The organism is Streptomyces sp. SM18 (assembly GCF_002910775.2).
GTDB lineage: Bacteria > Actinomycetota > Actinomycetes > Streptomycetales > Streptomycetaceae > Streptomyces > Streptomyces halstedii.
This window is the reverse complement of sequence record NZ_CP029342.1, coordinates 6,788,845-6,804,567: the sequence shown is the minus strand read 5'-3', so window position 1 is coordinate 6,804,567 and position 15,723 is coordinate 6,788,845. Positions and strand designations below refer to the sequence as shown.

Below are 15,723 nucleotides of genomic sequence, written 5' to 3'. Positions count from 1 at the left end.
CACCCATGGACACGATGCGCGACCGCTTCATCACCACCACCTCACGGTTGCTGGACGAGGACCCCCGCCTCGCCCTGGTGCTCGCCGAGATCAGCCGCGACGGCTTCGAGGGTGCCGCGCGGGCCCATCCCGACCGGGTGGTCAACGTCGGCATCAGGGAGCAACTGCTGATCGGCGCCGGGGCCGGGATGGCACTGACCGGGATGCGCCCCGTGGTGCACACGTTCGCCAGCTTCCTGGTGGAGCGGCCGTTCGAGCAGGTGAAGCTGGACCTGGGCCACCAGGGAGTGGGCGGCGTACTCGTCAGCGCCGGGGCGTCCTACGACTGGCCGGCCGGCGGGTTCACCCACATGGCACCGGGCGACGTCGCCCTCCTGGACACCCTCGACGGCTGGACGGTGCACGTCCCCGGGCACCCCGACGAGGCGGAGGCACTGCTGAGGCACGCCGTCACGGGGGACGACCGCGTCTACGTACGCCTCTCCCTCCAGTCGAACCGTGTGGCGCATCCGGTGACCGGGGACGGGTTCACACCCCTGCGGCAGGGGTCCGCCGGGGTGGTGGTGGCCGTCGGCCCGACGCTCGACAACGTGCTCGCCGCGACCGAGGGACTGGATGTGACGGTGCTGTACGCGACCACCGTCCGCCCCTTCGACGCCCCGGGGCTGCGGAGTGCGGTCGGCGCGGGTCCTGCGGCCGACGTGGTGATCGTCGAGCCCTACCTGGCCGCTACGTCGACGGCCGCGGCCAACGACGCCCTGGTCGACCTTCCCCACCGGGTGCTCGGCCTCGGAGTGTCCCGTGAGGAGCTGCGCCGGTACGGGCAGCTGGAGGAGCACGTCGCGGCGCACGGCCTGGACCCGGACGGACTGCGCCGGCGGATCACCGGGTTCCTGCGCGGCTGACGCCCGCCGCGAGCACTCACGGGTGCCGCGGGCAACTGCCCGGTGCCGGGAGGCCGGGCAGACGGGCAGTGGACAGACGGCACCGGGCAGGCGGCGTCAGCGGGCCGCGAGGAAGCCGCGGTACCAGGCGAGCGTCTCGTCCAGGGCGTCCGCGAGCGGGGTGGGGGCGAGACCGTACGCCTCCCGTATGGCGGAGGAGTCGACCGTCTGACCCTCGGTGTGCTGGTAGAACATCTCGGCGTACTCCGCCATGAAGACGTCGTCGAACGGACCGAACGGGCGGGGTTCGCTCATCACCGTGACGTCCAAGGGCCGCCCGGTGCGCTCCTCGATCATGCCGAGGATCTGACGCGTGGTGAGCGCCGGGGCCGTCGGCAGGTGCCAGACGCGCCCGTCCCCGTCCGGGTGCTCGGCGAGAGTGGCGAGCCCGCGCGCCACGTCACGGATGTACGTGTAACTGTGCGGAAGGTCGATGTCGCCGAAGCCCGGGACCTCCCCGCCGGTCAGCGCCGCGGGGAAGACCGCGCCGCCGAGCGTGGAGTTGAGGACGCCGGGGCCGAAGAAGTCCGCGGAGCGGCCGAGCACCACACGGACGCGCCCCTCGGCGTGCGCGGCGAGGTAGAGGGCGTCCAGCTCCGCGCGCATCACACCTTTGCGGGTGGTCGCCCTCCAGGGCGTGTCCTCGGTCATCACGGCGCCGTGCGTCTCGCCGTACGGGTAGAGCGTGTCGAGGACGACCAGACGGGCACCGGCCTCTTCGGACGCGGCCAGCACGGCCTTCTGGATCAGCGGCATCACCTCCACCTGGAGGTGGTAGCCGACGTTCACGCAGTGGTGGACGACCGCTGCTCCCGCCACGGCCGCGCGGGCGCCGTCCACGGTGGACACGTCGGCCGTGAACCTGGTGACGCCGTCGATCGCGGGCCCCTTCCCCTGCCGGTCGACGAGGCGTACGTCGTGCCCCCGGCTCGCGAGCTCCCGAGCGAGGGAGGTACCGGCCGGCCCGGCGCCGAGCACGGCGTGCGGCGCGGGTACGGGCGAGGAACCGGGAGTGGACGAGGACCCGGGAGCAGGCGAGGACGCGGGAGTGGATGCGGCGGTCATGGTGGGTGCTCCTTCGCTGAATGCCGACTGGAAGCCAGCGGACGTGTTGCGGTGTCGCTTTCGACACACTCTCTATCAACAGTTACGGAGCATAACTCGAGTGAGAGGTCGTCGCAAGAGTGCTTGTTAAGCTCCGTAACGGAAGTGAGTCGTCCTCGCAGGGCTCACCCCTCACCCACGGATGAAGGAGCCGACGATGGTCCGAGCCCAGGAGAGCCCGCGCGCCAGGTATCGGGAGCAGACCCGGTCGGAGATCAAGCAGACGGCGCTCGGACAACTGGCCGAGTCGGGGGTCGGCGCCCTGGCACTGACCCGCGTCGCCAAGGAGATGGGGCTCTCGGGCCCGGCGCTCTACCGCTACTTCGCCAATCGGGACGACCTGCTGAGCGCCCTGATCAGGGACGCCTACGACGACGCGGCGGCAGCCGTCGGGCAGGCGGCCGCCGAAGCCGAGACGCGTGGCCGAAGTCCGCGTGAGCGGCTGGAGGAACTGGCCGGTGCCTACCGCGCCTGGGCGATCAACGAGCCGCACCGCTATCTGTTGATCCAGGGGGCACCCGTGCCCGGTTATGTCGCCCCGGACGACACTCGGGGCCGCGCCCGCGCGGTGCTCGGGCCGTTCCTGCCGGTCTTCGCCAACGGCACACCGGAAGCCGGGCTGGCCGCGCTGGTGGTGGAGATGACGGACTGGCTCGCGGAGGACGAGAGCGTGGGCGCCTGGGTGGCGGAGTACGCGCCCGACGTACTCGGCGACCTGCGTGCCCCGTCGTACGCGCTGGCCGGCGCGGTCCTCGTATGGGCGCAGCTGCACGGCTCGGTCGGGCTGGAGGCGGCGGGGAACTTCACCGGGATGGGGCACGGTGGGGGCACCCTGCTCGTCGCTCAACTGAACCTGTTGGCGGACGCGTTCGCGCTGGACTGAGCGGGTGCCCCACCCGGGCCCTCAGGACGACGGACCGACCGTGGGCCCACCGGGCGTCATCGAGGACCGACCCGGGCGCCCAGGCCCGGGCGCCCGGGCGAGCGCCCAGGCCCGGGGCCCCGGGTCGGCCGCTCCCGCCCCGCACCCGTCCACCCGTGCGCCGTCGCCGTGCTGCCCCGTCCCCCGCTCCCCTTCCCGCGCCGTCCGCCCCGTCACCAGAGGTGCGGCGCCCGCCCGTCGATGTGCCCGACGAGTTCCCCCGCCAGCACCTTGATGGCGTGCAGCCCTTCCCGGCCCCAGGCGCGTGGCACGGTGTCCACCGCGCAGACGGTGCCGAGTGCGACCCCCGTACCGTCGATGAGCGGGGCTCCGAGGTAGGAGCGGATCCCTATGCCGTCGACCACGGGGTTCCCGGCGAACCGGGGGTAGTCGCAGACGTCCTCCAGCACGAGGGCCTTGCGCCGCGCGAGGACGTGCGGGCAGTAGCCGTGGTCCCGGGCGAGTTGGCGCAGCCGGCCGCCGCTGCCCGCTGCCGCGACACCCAGGTCGTGTCCGCTGCCGGTTCCGGCCGGGGTGTGCAGCCCGGCGAAGAACTGCCGGTTCTCGTCGATGAAGTTGACCATCGAGTACGGGGCCGAGGTCACCGCGGCCACCCGGTCGGCGAAGTCGTCGAAGCTCTCGAACGAGGCGTCGGGCCGCCGCCCCAGGCCGAGTCCGCGCAACCGCGCGCCACGGACCGACGCGTCCCGGTCCACCGGGGTGAGGAGCGGCCGGTCCGTCCCCCCAGGGCTCACGAACGGGCCCCGAAACCGGAGAACGGCGCCGGGACTTCGGCCGTGGCGTTGATGAGGTGCTGCACCAGGGTGACCAGCGCACCCGTGCCCGAGCTGGCGATCCGGGCGTCGCACAGCACCACCGGCACCGCGGGACCGAGGTCGAGTGCCGCACGCACCTCGTCGGGTTCGTAGCGATAGGCGCCGTCGAACTCGTTGACCGCGACGATGAACCCGATGCCGCGCCGTTCGAAGTAGTCCACCGCGGCGAAGCACTCGGCGAGCCGCCGGGTGTCGGCCAGGATGACGGCCCCCAGAGCCCCCTTGGAGAGTTCGTCCCACATGAACCAGAAGCGTTCCTGCCCCGGCGTCCCGAACAGGTAGAGCACATGCTGCTCGGAGAGGGTGATCCGGCCGAAGTCCATGGCCACCGTGGTGGCCGTCTTGGACTCGATGCCGTCCAGGTTGTCGGTCGCCACACTGACCTGGGTCAGCAACTCCTCGGTACTCAGCGGCGCGATCTCGCTCACGGCGCCCACGAATGTCGTTTTGCCGACGCCGAAGCCGCCCGCGACCAGGACCTTGAGGGCCACGGGAAAGTATCCGGAGCTTCCGGTGCTGTCAGAGCTGTCGTCGTAGACCATCGAGCACTGCCTCCAGCAGGGATCGGTCGGTGGGCATGTCATGGAAGGCGGGGGCGTGCGCGGTGACCGCGCCGCAGTCGACCAGGTCACACAGAATGATCTTGGTGATCGCCGCGGGGAGCCGGAGATGGGCGGCGATCTCGGCCACCGAGGTCGGGCCCTCGCACAGGTCCAGGGCCACCGTGTGTTCCGGTCCCGGCGGAGGGTCGGGCTCGATGCCCGTGGCCATCACCAAGGAGAGCAGGTCGAGTTCGGCGGTCGGCCGGGTCCGGCCGTTGCTGACGGTGTACGGGCGGATGAGCCGGCCGGCCGCGTCGTCGAGCAGGGGCCCGTCCTGCGGGGCCGGCATCCTCACAGCCCCGGGGCGAACGGCGCTCCGGCCGTCTGCCGGACGGGTGTCATCAGGTACGGCCGGACGCTCTTGACCAGCATGGCCATCTCGTACCCCAGCACGGCGGCGTCCGCCTCCCGGCCGGCGAGCACGGCGAGACACGTCCCGGACCCGGCGGTGGAGACGAACAGGAGCGTCGAGTCGAGCTCGACCACGACCTGGCGCACATCGCCGTTGTCCCCGAAACGGGCACCGGCGCTGCGGCCCAGCGAGTACAGACCGGCGGCGAGGGCCGCCATGTGGTCGGCGCTGTCGGCGTCCATGCCGTGGACGGATTTCACCAGGCCGTCGGCCGAGAGCAGCACGGCGCTGCGTGTATAGGGCACGCGCTGTACCAGCCCGCTCAACAGCCAGTCGAGGTCGGCGACCTGACCGGACGGCATATCGCTCGTCATGGTGCATCTACTCCTTGAACGTGTTCTCGGTTCGTGGGCCGGCCTGGGGCGACAGCGGGCCGCCGTAGCCGGATCCGGCCGCTCCCGGGCCGCCGTATCCGGTACCGGTCGCCCGCGGGATGCCGTCGCCGGGGTCGGGCAGCGCGCCGGACTCGGTGGCGGTGTGGCCGCGGACCGGCAGGGGCGCGAGGCCGTGGCCGGCCGGCCGGCCACCGACGGCCACCGCGGGCCCCGGTGCCTGTGCCCGCGCCCCGGCGGCGTACCCGGTGGGCGCGGGATCCTCCGGGGTCTGGGCGTCCGCGAGATCGACCCCACGGCGGAAGGCGGCCATCAGCCCCGGGTCGTGCAGGATGTCGGTGCCCTCCATCCGGGGTGCGGGTGCCTCCCTGAGCTGCGGGACCAGGTGCTCCTGGTTGCTGCGCCGGGGCAGTTGGGGGCGTCCGGGAGCCTCCGGCGGGGCCGCCGGGCCGTCACCGCCGGGCGGAGGCGCGGTGTGGGAGACCGGCCGGGCGCCCGGCGGGGGTGCGGCGGCGCTCGGGATGCCGGTCCGCTCGTGGTGCGGCGGTGGCGTCTCCCGCACGCGCGGGGTCTGCCGGGGCATCCGGTCGGGAGGGGGCATCCGGTCGGGACGGGGCTCCGACTGCCCCGTGGACGAGGGCGGTGACTGCGGCGCGGGGGCGGGCCGCGACAGCACGGGACCGGCGCGGTCGGGAGGCGGCGGCGCCTCGGCCGGGGAGGGCGGGGGCGGGGTCTGCGGAGCGGCCACCCGGTCCGGGTCCCGGGGTACGGCACCGGTGTTCCGGGGTGTGGTTCCCGTGGGCTGTACGGCCGCCGCGCCGGGCACCTCCCCGGTGTCGCAGTCGATGCCGAGAAGGACCTGCGGCAGCACGAGTACCGCCTGCGTGCCGCCGTAGATGTTGCTCTGCAGTCGTACGGCGATGCCGTGCCGGCGAGCCAGGGAGGCGACGACGAACAGACCGATACGGCCGTCCTGGAGCAGGTGGGCGACGTTGACCTGGTCGGGGTCGGCTAGCAGGGTGTTCATCCGCTGCTGCTCGGGGGCGGGCATGCCGAGCCCCCGGTCCTCGACCTCCAGGGCGAGCCCGGCGGTCACCCGCTGGGCGCGGAGCAGGACCTGGGTGTGCGGGGCGGAGAACACGGTGGCGTTCTCGACGAGTTCGGCCAGCAGATGGATGACGTCGGCGACGGCGTGCCCGCGCAGGGTCCCGTCGACGGGAGGCACCAGCTTGACCCGGGGGTAGTGCTCGACCTCCGCGACCGCCGAGCGGAGCACCTCGGTCATGCTGACCGGGTTGCTCCACTGCCTCCTCGAGACGGCTCCGCCGAGCACCGCGAGGTTCTCGGCGTGCCGGCGGATACGGGTGGCGAGGTGGTCGACGTGGAAGAGGCCCTTGAGGAGGTCGGGGTCCTCCACCTCGTGTTCGAGTTCGTCCAGGATCTGGATCTCCCGGTGCACGAGAGACTGGAGCCGTCGCGCGAGGTTGACGAACACCTCGACCTTCTGTTCGTTCCCGGTGCCGCTGAAGAGCTGTGAGGCCTCGACGACGGCGGCGACGGCTCCTTCGTGCGCCCGGCCCATCTCCTGGGCGAGCAGGTCGAAGGCGTCCGCGGTGGGGCCGGTGGGCGGCGCCGGGCACGGGGGCGTCACGGGGTCGCCTCCGCGCAGCCGCTCCACGACCGCGCGCAGTTCGGTCTGCTGCTCGGCCTGGGTGCGCCGCAGGGCGAGGGAGCGGTCCTGTACGCCGGCGGAGACGCGGTGCGCACCGAGGAACGCCGCCGCCACGGCCGCGACGGCCAGGGCGCCGGAGCCGCCGAGCGCCGCCAGGAGGCTTCCGGACGGGCGTACTCCGGAGGCCCGGACGGCGAAGAGCACGGCAGCGGCCCCGCTCAGCGCGGCGGCGACGGCGGGCAGCACCGCCGTGCGGAGCAGTTGGCGGCGCAGCGGGACCTCGGGGGCGGGCTGCCCGGCGCGCGGCCGGCTCGCGGCCGACTGCGAACGGCCACCCGGGCGGCCGTGCCGCCCGCCTTCTCGGCGTTCCGGTCGCGCGGTGGGTGCGCGAAGTTGAGACATCATCGTCCTCGGTACGGGGCACCAGGAATCGGCATTCGTGTGGTGACACCCACGGTGGTCGGTCAGGCCGGGGCCAACGGCGGCGCGGACTCGACCGATAGGAGCCCACCGTTGATCACCGACCACACACGGTAGTCACGAATCCCCGGGCCCCGATGCGCAGTTGTCGAACTTGCCCGCCAGGCGTCCCGCTCTGGTATGACACCTCGCACGGGCTGCCGATTACCCCTGGGGCCGTGTTCGACCACCCGCTCGGCATGCCGTCAGGTGTACGCATCAGGCGGGTGCGGCGTCGGCCGTGTCCGCCGCGGGGCCCGGACGCTCCGAGGGCCCCGGCGCCTTCCGCGCTCCCGCGTGCGGCACCAGGCCGTGGTCGGCCAGCGGACCGACGGTCAGACCACTCGCCCTGAGGCCGCCGACGAGTTCCGGGAGCATCGCCAGGGCCGGGCGCCAGCGGTCCGAGCCCGACAGGTCGGCGTCGTGCAGCAGGATCGTGTCGCCCACGCCGTACAGCTGACCGCGCACGGTCTCCAGGACCCCCTTGGGGGTCGCGTCGGCCGTCCAGTCCTTTCCCCAGGCCGACCACAGCACCGGCCGCAGCCCGCAGCGGAGCGCGGCGGCCCAGCGGCCGCCGGTCAGGATCCCGTAGGGCGGCCGGTACCACCGCGGGCGGACGCCTGAGATCCGGCGTACCTCCTCGGCGGCTCCCGAGACCTCCCGCAGGTCCCGGCCGGGAGCGGGCAGCCACGGGCGGCTGTGCGTCCAGCCGTGTACGGCGAGTTCGTGACCGCGCCGGACGATGTCGCGGCCGAGCTCGGGGTGCTCCGCCAGCCTCTCCCCCATCACGAAGAAGGTGGCACGTGTGTCCAGCCCGTCGAGCGCGTCCAGGAAGTGCGGGGTGGAGCGGGGGTCCGGGCCGTCGTCGAACGTCAGGGCCACGTGGTCGGGGTCGCCCAGGCCCGTCAGGGCGGGCAGGAAGGTCCGGCGCAGTCCCGGCAGCCAGGTGCCGGCCGGGGCGATGTGCGCGGTGGCCGCCAGGGCGGTGGCGGCCAGGGAGGCGCGGAGTACCGGGAGGGTGATCGGGGTTCCGGGGTGCATCTGGATCGTCTCTCGCCTTCGTCGTCGTCCGTCATCGGTGGCCGCCGCGGGCACGGCGCCTCGGCGGTGTCTTCGCGTCCCAGTCGCCCGCGACGGCCGGGGAGAGCGAGAGGCCCACGGTGCCGGCGGCCAGCAGGCAGACACCGAACACGGCCTGCACGGGGTGGGCTCCCAGGGCGACGTGCTCGTCGAAGAGCACCTTCCCCAGCCCCACGCTCACCAGCGCGTCCCCCAGGGTGAGCGCCGGCTGCGAGGCGGCCAGGGAACCGGCGCGCAGGGTGCTCTGGAGCAGCAGGAGGCTCAGCAGTCCGGTGGCACACGCGGCGTACAGGTACCCCGTGGCCAGGAGAGCGGTCATTCCCTCCGGGATCCGGCCGGTCACCTCTTTGACCAGGGCGGCGGTGCAGGCGAAGCAGGTGGCGGTCGCCATGCCGAGCACCGCCGCGGACACCGCGCCGCCGAGCACCTTGCCCAGCGCGACCAGCCCGGCCACCGCGGCGGCGGCGCAGACGCCGGTCGGCAGCCAGGTGCCCGCCTTCCCCGTCGCGTCACCGGTCGACGGGCCGGCGGCGCCGAGGAAGAGGCCCAGCCCCACCGCGAGCATGAGGAAGGAGAGCCAGGTGAGAGTGCCGGGACGGTGCCGGAACACGATCGTCCCCAGCAGCAGGGTGAACAGCAGTTCGGTGGCCATCAGCGGCTGGACGACGGACAGGCTCCCCAGCGCCAGCGCCCCCGCCTGGAACGCGGCGGAGAGCCCCAGCGCCGCCGCCCCGGCCAGCCAGAACGGCCGCCGCAGGAGACGTACCAGCCAGGCGGCCGCCCGCCGCACCTGCCACCACCGGCTCGGCGGTAGGTCCTGTGCCTCCGCCTGTTCCATGACGGCCCGCCGTTGCAGGACGGACGCGGCGCCGTTGGCCAGGGCTGCCAGGAGGGCCAGCACCACGGCCGGTGAGATCATCTGCGCGTCAGCCGAAGCGGACGGCGAGCCGGCGGTAGAGCCCGGGGGCCACGGCCCGCACCATGCCGGGCACCCGCAGCCAGCGCGGCACGTAGACGTCGTCGCGCCCGGAGACCACCGCCTCCCAGACGGCGTCCGCCACCCGCTCCGGCGCCATCGGCCGGGGCCACGAACGCGCGTACGACATCCCCCGGGTCGCGAAGAACGGCGTGTCGACCACCCCCGGGACCACCAGCGTGACCCGTACGCCCGTTCCTCTGAGTTCCTGGCGCAGCGCGTCCGCGAAGGCGGCGACCGCGGCCTTCGCCGCCGAGTAGACCGCCTCGCCCCGGACGGCCGTCGCTCCCGCCACCGATCCGACCAGCACGATGTGGCCGCGGCCCGCCGCGACCATGTGCGGCAGCAGCAGCCGTACGAGGTGCACGACGGACGCCAGATCGACGCCGAGGACCCGGTCGACGGCCGCCGGGGACATCGAGAGGAACGGCCCCGCCCAGCCGACCCCCGCCGAAGCCACCACCAGATCGATCCGGCCCGCCGCCTCCAGGGCCTCACGGACCAGGCGTTCCATGCTGTCGGGGGACGTCAGCTCGGCGTGCAGAGCCGTGGAGCCCGTCGAGGTGGCGACCTGTGCGAGCCGGTCCCCGTCGCGCCCGCTGGCCAGGAGCCGCCAGCCCTCCTCGGCCGCGATCCGGTGGCAGACGGCGGCCCCGATACCGGAGGAGGCCCCCGTCACCAGCGCCACGCCTGCCAGGCCCTTCCCGCCGCCGACCGATCCGCCGCCGCGCGCCTCGCGGTGGGCGATGCCCGGTGCACGTGACATGTCCTCTCCCTGCGTCCGTTCTGCGCGGCACGGCCCGCCGCCCGGAGGCCGGACATGCGGGACATAACGCCGGGAGGCGGGTAGGGAAGTACCCCAGGACCCGCCGAGCCCTTGTCCGAGGTGATCGCATGCGCCGGCCACCACCGCCGACCGACCTCACAGTTGGATCCACTCTCTGCCGACGCCCGGGAGCACGCAACCGATGAACGCAGTACAGGGACGTTTCCTGATCCTGAGCGCCGGCATGGGCTCGGGTCATCACGCGGTGGCGGACGAGCTGGCCCGCCGTCTGGAGGCCGGCGGCGGGCTCACGAGGACCGTCGACGTCCTCGACCTGCTGCCGCCCGGTGTCGGGCACGGGCTGAGCACGTTCTACCGAACAGTCATCTGCCATGCTCCGGCCGTCTACGCGGGGCTGTACGCGGCGTTCTTCCGCACCGGTGACGGACCCAGACCGGGGAGCGCCCCGCTGGCCGCCCTCGCCGAGCGCCGGTTCCTGGACCTCGTCGCGCGCTTACGACCGGACGTGGTCGTGCCGGTCTTCCACCTGGCCGCGCAGCTCACCGGCCGGCTCCGCGCCCGGGGGGAGCTCACCGTCCCGAGCGCCGTGGTCGTCACCGATTTCGCCGTCCACCGCCAATGGCTGCATCCGGGTAACGACACGCATCTGTGTCTCACCCCCCAGCTCGCCCGTGAGGTCGGTAGCGCGCTCGACCGCCCGGCGGTGGCCTCCGGCGCCCTGGTCGCGCCCCGGTTCCACGGCCCGGCGCCCACGGCGCCGGACTGGCGTCGGCGCCTGGGGCCCCCGGACCGCCCGCCGGTACTGATCTCGACGGGCGCCTGGGGGGCGGGGGCGGACGTCGCGGGAACGGCGCGGCTGGTGGCGTCGGCCGGCTACCGGCCCGTCGTGCTCTGCGGCAGGAACACCCGGCTGTTCAGGGAGGCCTCGCGCGGCGCGCCCGAGCACGCCGTGGGCTGGGTGGATGACATGCCGGGGCTTCTGTCGGCGTCCCACGCGCTCGTCGACAACGCCGCGGGCCAGACGGCACTGGAGGCGATGGCCGTCGGTGTACCGGTCGTCAGCTACCGCACCATTCCGGGGCACGGACGCGAGGGCGCCAGGAGGATGGCGGCGGACGGCCTCACCGACCACGCGCCGGACGCCGTGGCGCTGACCCGGTCCCTGGACGTCCTGACCCGTCCGGGACCGGCGCGGGAACAGCGGATCGCGACGGCCCGCGCCCTCCTCACGGGCGAAGGCGTACGGCCGCTGGAGGCACTGCTGCGGACGCCCTGACCACACGCCCCGGCCTGATCCGCTGTCCGGTCCGTCGCCTGGGGGCTACGGACCGGCTCGGCGCGGCGTGGGCCTGGTCCCGACCGACCCGGTGGTCGGTGTGGTCCAGGTCGGCGCGGCGGAGCCCCGGTCCGGTCCGCGACGGTGCGTCCGGGTCCGGTACCGCCCGCCGCCGTCCGGTCAGCGTCGTCCGGCGGGCCTTCGGCGGCCACCCGGTGGTGGGCGGCCGCCCTGTCCGTCAGGCATCCGCCACCAGATCGCCGCGCGCGAGGTGACGGGCGAGCGGTACGTGGACCGGGGGCCAGTTGCCCCAGCCCGCGGCCGGCTCCTGCGCGACCGCTCGCCACCACGGCTCGACCGGCCGGGGGTCCGCGGGCTCGAAGGGCTGGCCCGGCCGTGGCGCCGCCATCGTCGCCCCGACGGACTCCATGGCGCGCATGGACCACTCGGCGGGCTCGGCCCACGGGTGCATCGCGAGATTGAACGTGCCCCAGTGGATCGGCAGCATGACCCCCTCGGCCGGATCGCCGCCCTGGAGGTCGAGATGCGCCCGGACCCCCTGGTCGGGGGTCATGTGGATGTCGGGCCAGGCGCCCGGGTCGGGCTCGCCGTGCCTGCGGTCGTCCGGCCAGTGGTTGGAGTAGGCGCCGATCTGGATCATGGTGGCGTCGAAGGGGCCGTGCTCCGCGCCGATGTCGTGGAAGCCGGAGAAGTACCCGGTGTCGCCACTGTGGTAGACGCGGTGTTCCGGCCCCGCGGCGACCCAGGAGGCCCAGAGGGTGTGCTGCTGGTTACGCAGCGCGCGCCCGCAGAAGTGCCGGGCCGGTGTGGCGGTCAGAGCGATTCCCGCGACCCGCACGGTCTCGTTCCAGTCCAGTTCGTGGATCCGGTCGGGGGCCACGCCCCAGTACTCCAGATGGGCGCCGACGCCCAGCGGCACCGCGAAGACCGTGGAGCTCTTGGCCAGGGCCCTGATCGTGGGGAGGTCCAGATGGTCGTAGTGGTCGTGCGAGATGACGACGACGTCGACGGAGCCCAGCGCGGCCAGAGGTACGGGCACCGGGTGCAAGCGCTTGGGTCCCGCGAAGGAGAACGGTGAGCAGCGCTCGCCCCAGACCGGGTCGAACAGCACCCGTGCGCCGTCGATCTCGGCGAGCACACTGGAGTGCCCGAGCCAGGTCAGACGCAGGCCCGAGGCGGGCGGGCCGGCGAGATCGGCCACCGTGGTCGCGTGGACCGGCACGGTCCCGGTCGGTGCTCTGCGGACCCGCTCCTCCTTGCGGAAGTAGGCCTTGGCGAAATCGGTCATGGAGCCGGACGGGACGGTCCGTGCCTCCAACGGGTTCTGGAACACACCGTCGGCGAAATGAGGCGAGTTACGGATGCGCTCCATCCGGGCGCCGTCCGGTTCCGCGCCGAAGGCCACGGGACGCAGCGAGCGGACTCTCGCTCGGAGGGAAGGCCGCTTGTCGGCACCGGTCACAAGATCTCCTGGGGCAGTCGGTAGGTCATCGTCAGAGGCGGGCGGTACGCCGGGGCCCGGTGGGCGGTACGCCGGGGCCCGCCCCCGTACGGGCGCGCGTCAGGCACGCGGCTGCCCGTACACGTGCTCGATCCGCAGGGTGAGGACGACCCTGCCGTCCCGCACCATGGCCCGTCGGTAGTCGTCCCAGTCGGGGTGTTCGCCCTGGACGTCCCGGAAGAGGGTGATCAGCTGCTCCACCGTCTCGTCATGCGGGTCGGCGGCCGGCGGACCGAGTTCGGCCGTGGCGTCGACGACGGTCCACGCCCACCGGTCGTCGCTGGTCACGTGGTAGCTCGCGCGTGGGTCCCGGCGCAGGTTGCGCGTCTTGGCCCGGTCCTCGGTGACCGACACCCGGATCACTCCCTCCTCGGGGTAATAGGCGTGGTTCACGTTGGACAGCTGAGGCCTGCCGTCGCGCTTGAGGGTGACGAGCACCCCTCCGTCGTGTTCGCCGAGGAGACGGAGCAGCGCTTCGCGCGCGGATTCGTTGTCGGTCATGCCGACTCCAACGTCCGTGCGTGCCGCAGGATTCCGCATCCAGGACTCCGGATCCGGGTCCCGCTCCGGCGGACACGGGCGGGGCGGTGACGCGGCCGGGCATTGGTTAGGGTGGCCGGATGGCGAGAGTGCGGCTGAGCGTGGCGGAGCGGCGTGAGGAGCTCCTGCGCGCCGCCGTCGAGCAGATCGAGGTGCGGGGTGTGTCCTCGCTGAGGATCGCCGATGTCGCCTCCGTCCTGGGCGTCAGCAACGCCCTGGTGCTCTACCACTTCTCGTCCAAGGAGAAATTGGTCGCCTCGGCCTTCGCCTACGCGGCCGAGGCCGACCTGGCCCATCTGCGCGGGATCCTGGCGCGCCGTACGAGTGCCGTGCGGCGGCTGCGGGCCGCCGTCCGCTGGTACGCCCCGACCGGGCGGGCCAAGGGCTGGCGCCTGTGGATCGAGGGCTGGGCCGCCTCCCTGCGCGATCCGGCGCTGCGCGAGGTCGCCGGCGATCTCGACCAGCAGTGGAAGGCCGAGCTGGCCGAGGTCATCGAGGAGGGAGCGGCGGCCGGGGAGTTCCGCTGCGAGGACCCGGTCTCGGTGGCCTGGCGGCTCACCGCCCTGCTGGACGGCCTGGCCCTCCAGATGACGTCGTACGCGGGCCCGCTCTCGCGGGCCACCATGCTCCGGTGGACCGAGGAAGCGCTCGCCCACGAACTGGGCATCGAACACGCGGTCCTGACCGCCTGACCACGCCCGGCGGCAGGCGGAGGGCCAGGGGACGCCATCGCCCGCCCCTGGCCCACGGCGCACGCCCCGCCGCTCCCTGCCCCTGGCCGTGTCCCTGCCAGACCGCCGGCCATCGCCGTCCCGGTGGTCCAGGTCAGGTCTGACGCAGCGGGGCGTAGGCATCTCCCTCGATCCCGAACGTCCAGGCGACGCCGTCCTTCGCCGTCCTCGTGCCGGGCGGCACCCGCAACCAGTACGTGCGGTGGGTGCCGTCCGGCTCCGGCGTCGAGTTGACGACCTCGACCATGACGACGTCCTCGTCGCCCTCCAGCGCGATCCGCCAGAGGATGCCGGTCTCGTCCCGATGCACGGGCTCGGCGTCCGATTCCGCCAGGTAGCGGTCGTAGCCGTAGTACTCCAGCATCACGCGGCGCAGCTCGGCGTTCTCCTCGGCGCGTATCCGCTCGGGCGTCAGATCCGCGAGTCCGTCGAGGAATTCGGCCGGTACGGGCATGCCCCGCCAGGCGTGCAGCGCGAAGCCGTCGCGGTAGGCGAGCGCGGGGCCGTCGCCCCGATCGAGCCGTCCCGCCTCGTCGCGGTGGAGGGCGACCGGACGTTCGCTGATCACCACGGCCCGCTCGTAGGGCCACCACCAGCCGGCGTTCCTGGCGACCTCCGCCAGGCCGTTCAGCCGGTCGCCTCGGCCGTCGAAGGCGGCGAGCCAGGCCGCGTCGTGCTGGCCGAGGACCGCGTCGAGCAGGACGAGCCGCACATCGGACTCGTCCTCGGGCACGTCTGCGAGCTCCGCGACCACGCCCGCCCGTATCCGCTCGGCCAGGGCGGCCGTGGTCTCCCACAACTGGGCCCCGGTGGCGGACCACAGGGCCGACCAGCCGGCCGGTCCCAGTTCGTCGTACATCCGGCGGCGCTCCTCGGCCCACGGCCGGGTGCGCACCTCCTCGCGCACGGAGCGTCCCGCGTCGGTCAGCTTCTCCACCGCCTCGACGGCCGCCCGGGGCGAGTCCACCCAGATGATCCGCTCCGGTTCCGCGAGTCCGGCGCGGCGGTAGGCGAGCCGCACCCCGTCCTCCGCGGTCCCCCGGTCCGCCGCGCCCGTCGCCGCCGCCACGGCCCGCCAGTCGTTCACGTACTGCATCAGTGTTCCCCGTCCCCAATTCGTCTGCGCTGACCGCACATCACCCACGGCACGTCACCCGTGCCGGTCCCGTCCCGTCGCCGCCGCACCGCCCGCCCCCGTCAGTCGGCGACGATGCGGACGGCACCCGGCGCGTACTCCCGCTGGCGCACCACCCTGAACCACCCCTTGGGCAGGGGTATGGGGGCGTGCTCCTCGTGCACCACGCGGCCGCCCTCGGGGAGATGGAGCAGCATCGGCCCGAAAGGACCGGCCTCCCGCAGGAGCCTGCCCGGCCCCCGCACCGCGTGCGCGTGCCCGGTGACCTCGCCCAGTGCGAGCACCAGCCGCCCCCGCCCGTCCCGCAGTTCGCCCGGCGCCTCGAGGAACTGGGCCGGCACCGCCGACTCCTCCAGAGCCATGATCAGCACGTCACCCTGCCGGTACACAGAC

Annotated in this window: 17 protein-coding genes; 4 read left to right on the top strand and 13 right to left on the bottom strand. The window is 73.6% G+C overall.

Going from position 1 to position 15,723, the window contains the following annotated elements; all coding sequences use genetic code 11:
* Positions 1-5 precede the first annotated feature (5 nt).
* Positions 6-905 carry a transketolase family protein gene (locus tag B9S64_RS30205; RefSeq protein WP_103492216.1) on the top strand — a complete coding sequence of 300 codons (900 nt, stop codon included), beginning with the start codon at positions 6-8 and terminating at the stop codon, positions 903-905.
* Positions 906-1,001: 96 nt separating this feature from the next.
* Here the strand turns inward: B9S64_RS30205 and B9S64_RS30200 are convergent, their stop codons facing one another.
* Positions 1,002-2,009 (bottom strand): NAD-dependent epimerase/dehydratase family protein, encoded by a 1,008-nt coding sequence (locus B9S64_RS30200; protein WP_103492217.1) that lies wholly within the window; start codon positions 2,007-2,009, stop codon positions 1,002-1,004.
* 196 nt (positions 2,010-2,205) lie between these two features.
* Here B9S64_RS30200 and B9S64_RS30195 point away from each other — a divergent pair, with 196 nt between their 5' ends.
* A complete protein-coding gene (locus B9S64_RS30195) occupies positions 2,206-2,931 on the top strand; it encodes a TetR/AcrR family transcriptional regulator (protein ID WP_103492218.1) in 726 nt (241 codons plus the stop codon).
* A 212-nt stretch (positions 2,932-3,143) separates the two neighbouring features.
* Here B9S64_RS30195 and B9S64_RS30190 read toward each other — a convergent pair whose 3' ends face one another.
* The 8 genes from B9S64_RS30190 to B9S64_RS30155 all read right to left on the bottom strand — a co-directional run bounded on the left by B9S64_RS30190 (position 3,144) and on the right by B9S64_RS30155 (position 10,105).
* Entirely contained in the window at positions 3,144-3,725 is a 582-nt protein-coding gene (locus B9S64_RS30190; protein ID WP_103492219.1) for a GAF domain-containing protein, read from the bottom strand.
* Positions 3,722-4,348, bottom strand: coding sequence for an ATP/GTP-binding protein (locus tag B9S64_RS30185; protein WP_028440762.1), 627 nt, complete (start codon positions 4,346-4,348; stop codon positions 3,722-3,724). Before B9S64_RS30185 ends, B9S64_RS30190 begins: the two co-directional genes overlap by 4 nt.
* Positions 4,326-4,697, bottom strand: coding sequence for a DUF742 domain-containing protein (locus tag B9S64_RS30180; RefSeq protein WP_103492220.1), 372 nt, complete (start codon positions 4,695-4,697; stop codon positions 4,326-4,328). The genes B9S64_RS30185 and B9S64_RS30180 overlap by 23 nt, the downstream gene beginning before the upstream one ends.
* A 2-nt stretch (positions 4,698-4,699) precedes the next feature.
* Entirely contained in the window at positions 4,700-5,134 is a 435-nt protein-coding gene (locus B9S64_RS30175; RefSeq protein ID WP_037881153.1) for a roadblock/LC7 domain-containing protein, read from the bottom strand.
* Between the two features lie 7 nt (positions 5,135-5,141).
* Positions 5,142-7,226 carry an ATP-binding protein gene (locus B9S64_RS30170; RefSeq protein WP_109492180.1) on the bottom strand — a complete coding sequence of 695 codons (2,085 nt, stop codon included), beginning with the start codon at positions 7,224-7,226 and terminating at the stop codon, positions 5,142-5,144.
* Positions 7,227-7,502: 276 nt separating this feature from the next.
* Entirely contained in the window at positions 7,503-8,324 is an 822-nt protein-coding gene (locus B9S64_RS30165) for a polysaccharide deacetylase family protein (RefSeq protein ID WP_103493224.1), read from the bottom strand.
* A gap of 31 nt (positions 8,325-8,355) precedes the next feature.
* Positions 8,356-9,282: a DMT family transporter gene (locus B9S64_RS30160; RefSeq protein WP_103493225.1), complete on the bottom strand. Its 927-nt coding sequence runs from the start codon at positions 9,280-9,282 to the stop codon at positions 8,356-8,358.
* Positions 9,283-9,289: 7 nt separating this feature from the next.
* Positions 9,290-10,105 (bottom strand): SDR family oxidoreductase, encoded by an 816-nt coding sequence (locus B9S64_RS30155; protein ID WP_103493226.1) that lies wholly within the window; start codon positions 10,103-10,105, stop codon positions 9,290-9,292.
* A 202-nt stretch (positions 10,106-10,307) separates the two neighbouring features.
* On the opposite strand from B9S64_RS30155, the gene B9S64_RS30150 reads away from it, so the two are divergent.
* Positions 10,308-11,402: a galactosyldiacylglycerol synthase gene (locus B9S64_RS30150; RefSeq protein ID WP_103493227.1), complete on the top strand. Its 1,095-nt coding sequence runs from the start codon at positions 10,308-10,310 to the stop codon at positions 11,400-11,402.
* A 238-nt stretch (positions 11,403-11,640) separates the two neighbouring features.
* Here B9S64_RS30150 and B9S64_RS30145 read toward each other — a convergent pair whose 3' ends face one another.
* Together B9S64_RS30145 and B9S64_RS30140 are read right to left on the bottom strand one after the other, a co-directional pair.
* Complete coding sequence (locus B9S64_RS30145; RefSeq protein ID WP_103493228.1) at positions 11,641-12,885, bottom strand: MBL fold metallo-hydrolase; 1,245 nt, start codon at positions 12,883-12,885, stop codon at positions 11,641-11,643.
* Between the two features lie 99 nt (positions 12,886-12,984).
* Complete coding sequence (locus B9S64_RS30140) at positions 12,985-13,425, bottom strand: PPOX class F420-dependent oxidoreductase (RefSeq protein WP_103493229.1); 441 nt, start codon at positions 13,423-13,425, stop codon at positions 12,985-12,987.
* Positions 13,426-13,544: 119 nt separating this feature from the next.
* Here B9S64_RS30140 and B9S64_RS30135 point away from each other — a divergent pair, with 119 nt between their 5' ends.
* The gene (locus B9S64_RS30135; RefSeq protein ID WP_103493230.1) at positions 13,545-14,156 is read left to right on the top strand and encodes a TetR/AcrR family transcriptional regulator; all 612 of its coding nucleotides are present in this window, start codon (positions 13,545-13,547) and stop codon (positions 14,154-14,156) included.
* 133 nt (positions 14,157-14,289) lie between these two features.
* On the opposite strand, the gene B9S64_RS30130 is transcribed toward B9S64_RS30135, so the two are convergent.
* Together B9S64_RS30130 and B9S64_RS30125 are read right to left on the bottom strand one after the other, a co-directional pair.
* Positions 14,290-15,291, bottom strand: a complete 1,002-nt coding sequence (locus B9S64_RS30130) for a DUF6745 domain-containing protein (RefSeq protein WP_103493231.1) — start codon at positions 15,289-15,291, stop codon at positions 14,290-14,292.
* 101 nt (positions 15,292-15,392) lie between these two features.
* Positions 15,393-15,719 (bottom strand): hypothetical protein, encoded by a 327-nt coding sequence (locus B9S64_RS30125; protein WP_103493232.1) that lies wholly within the window; start codon positions 15,717-15,719, stop codon positions 15,393-15,395.
* Positions 15,720-15,723 lie beyond the last annotated feature (4 nt).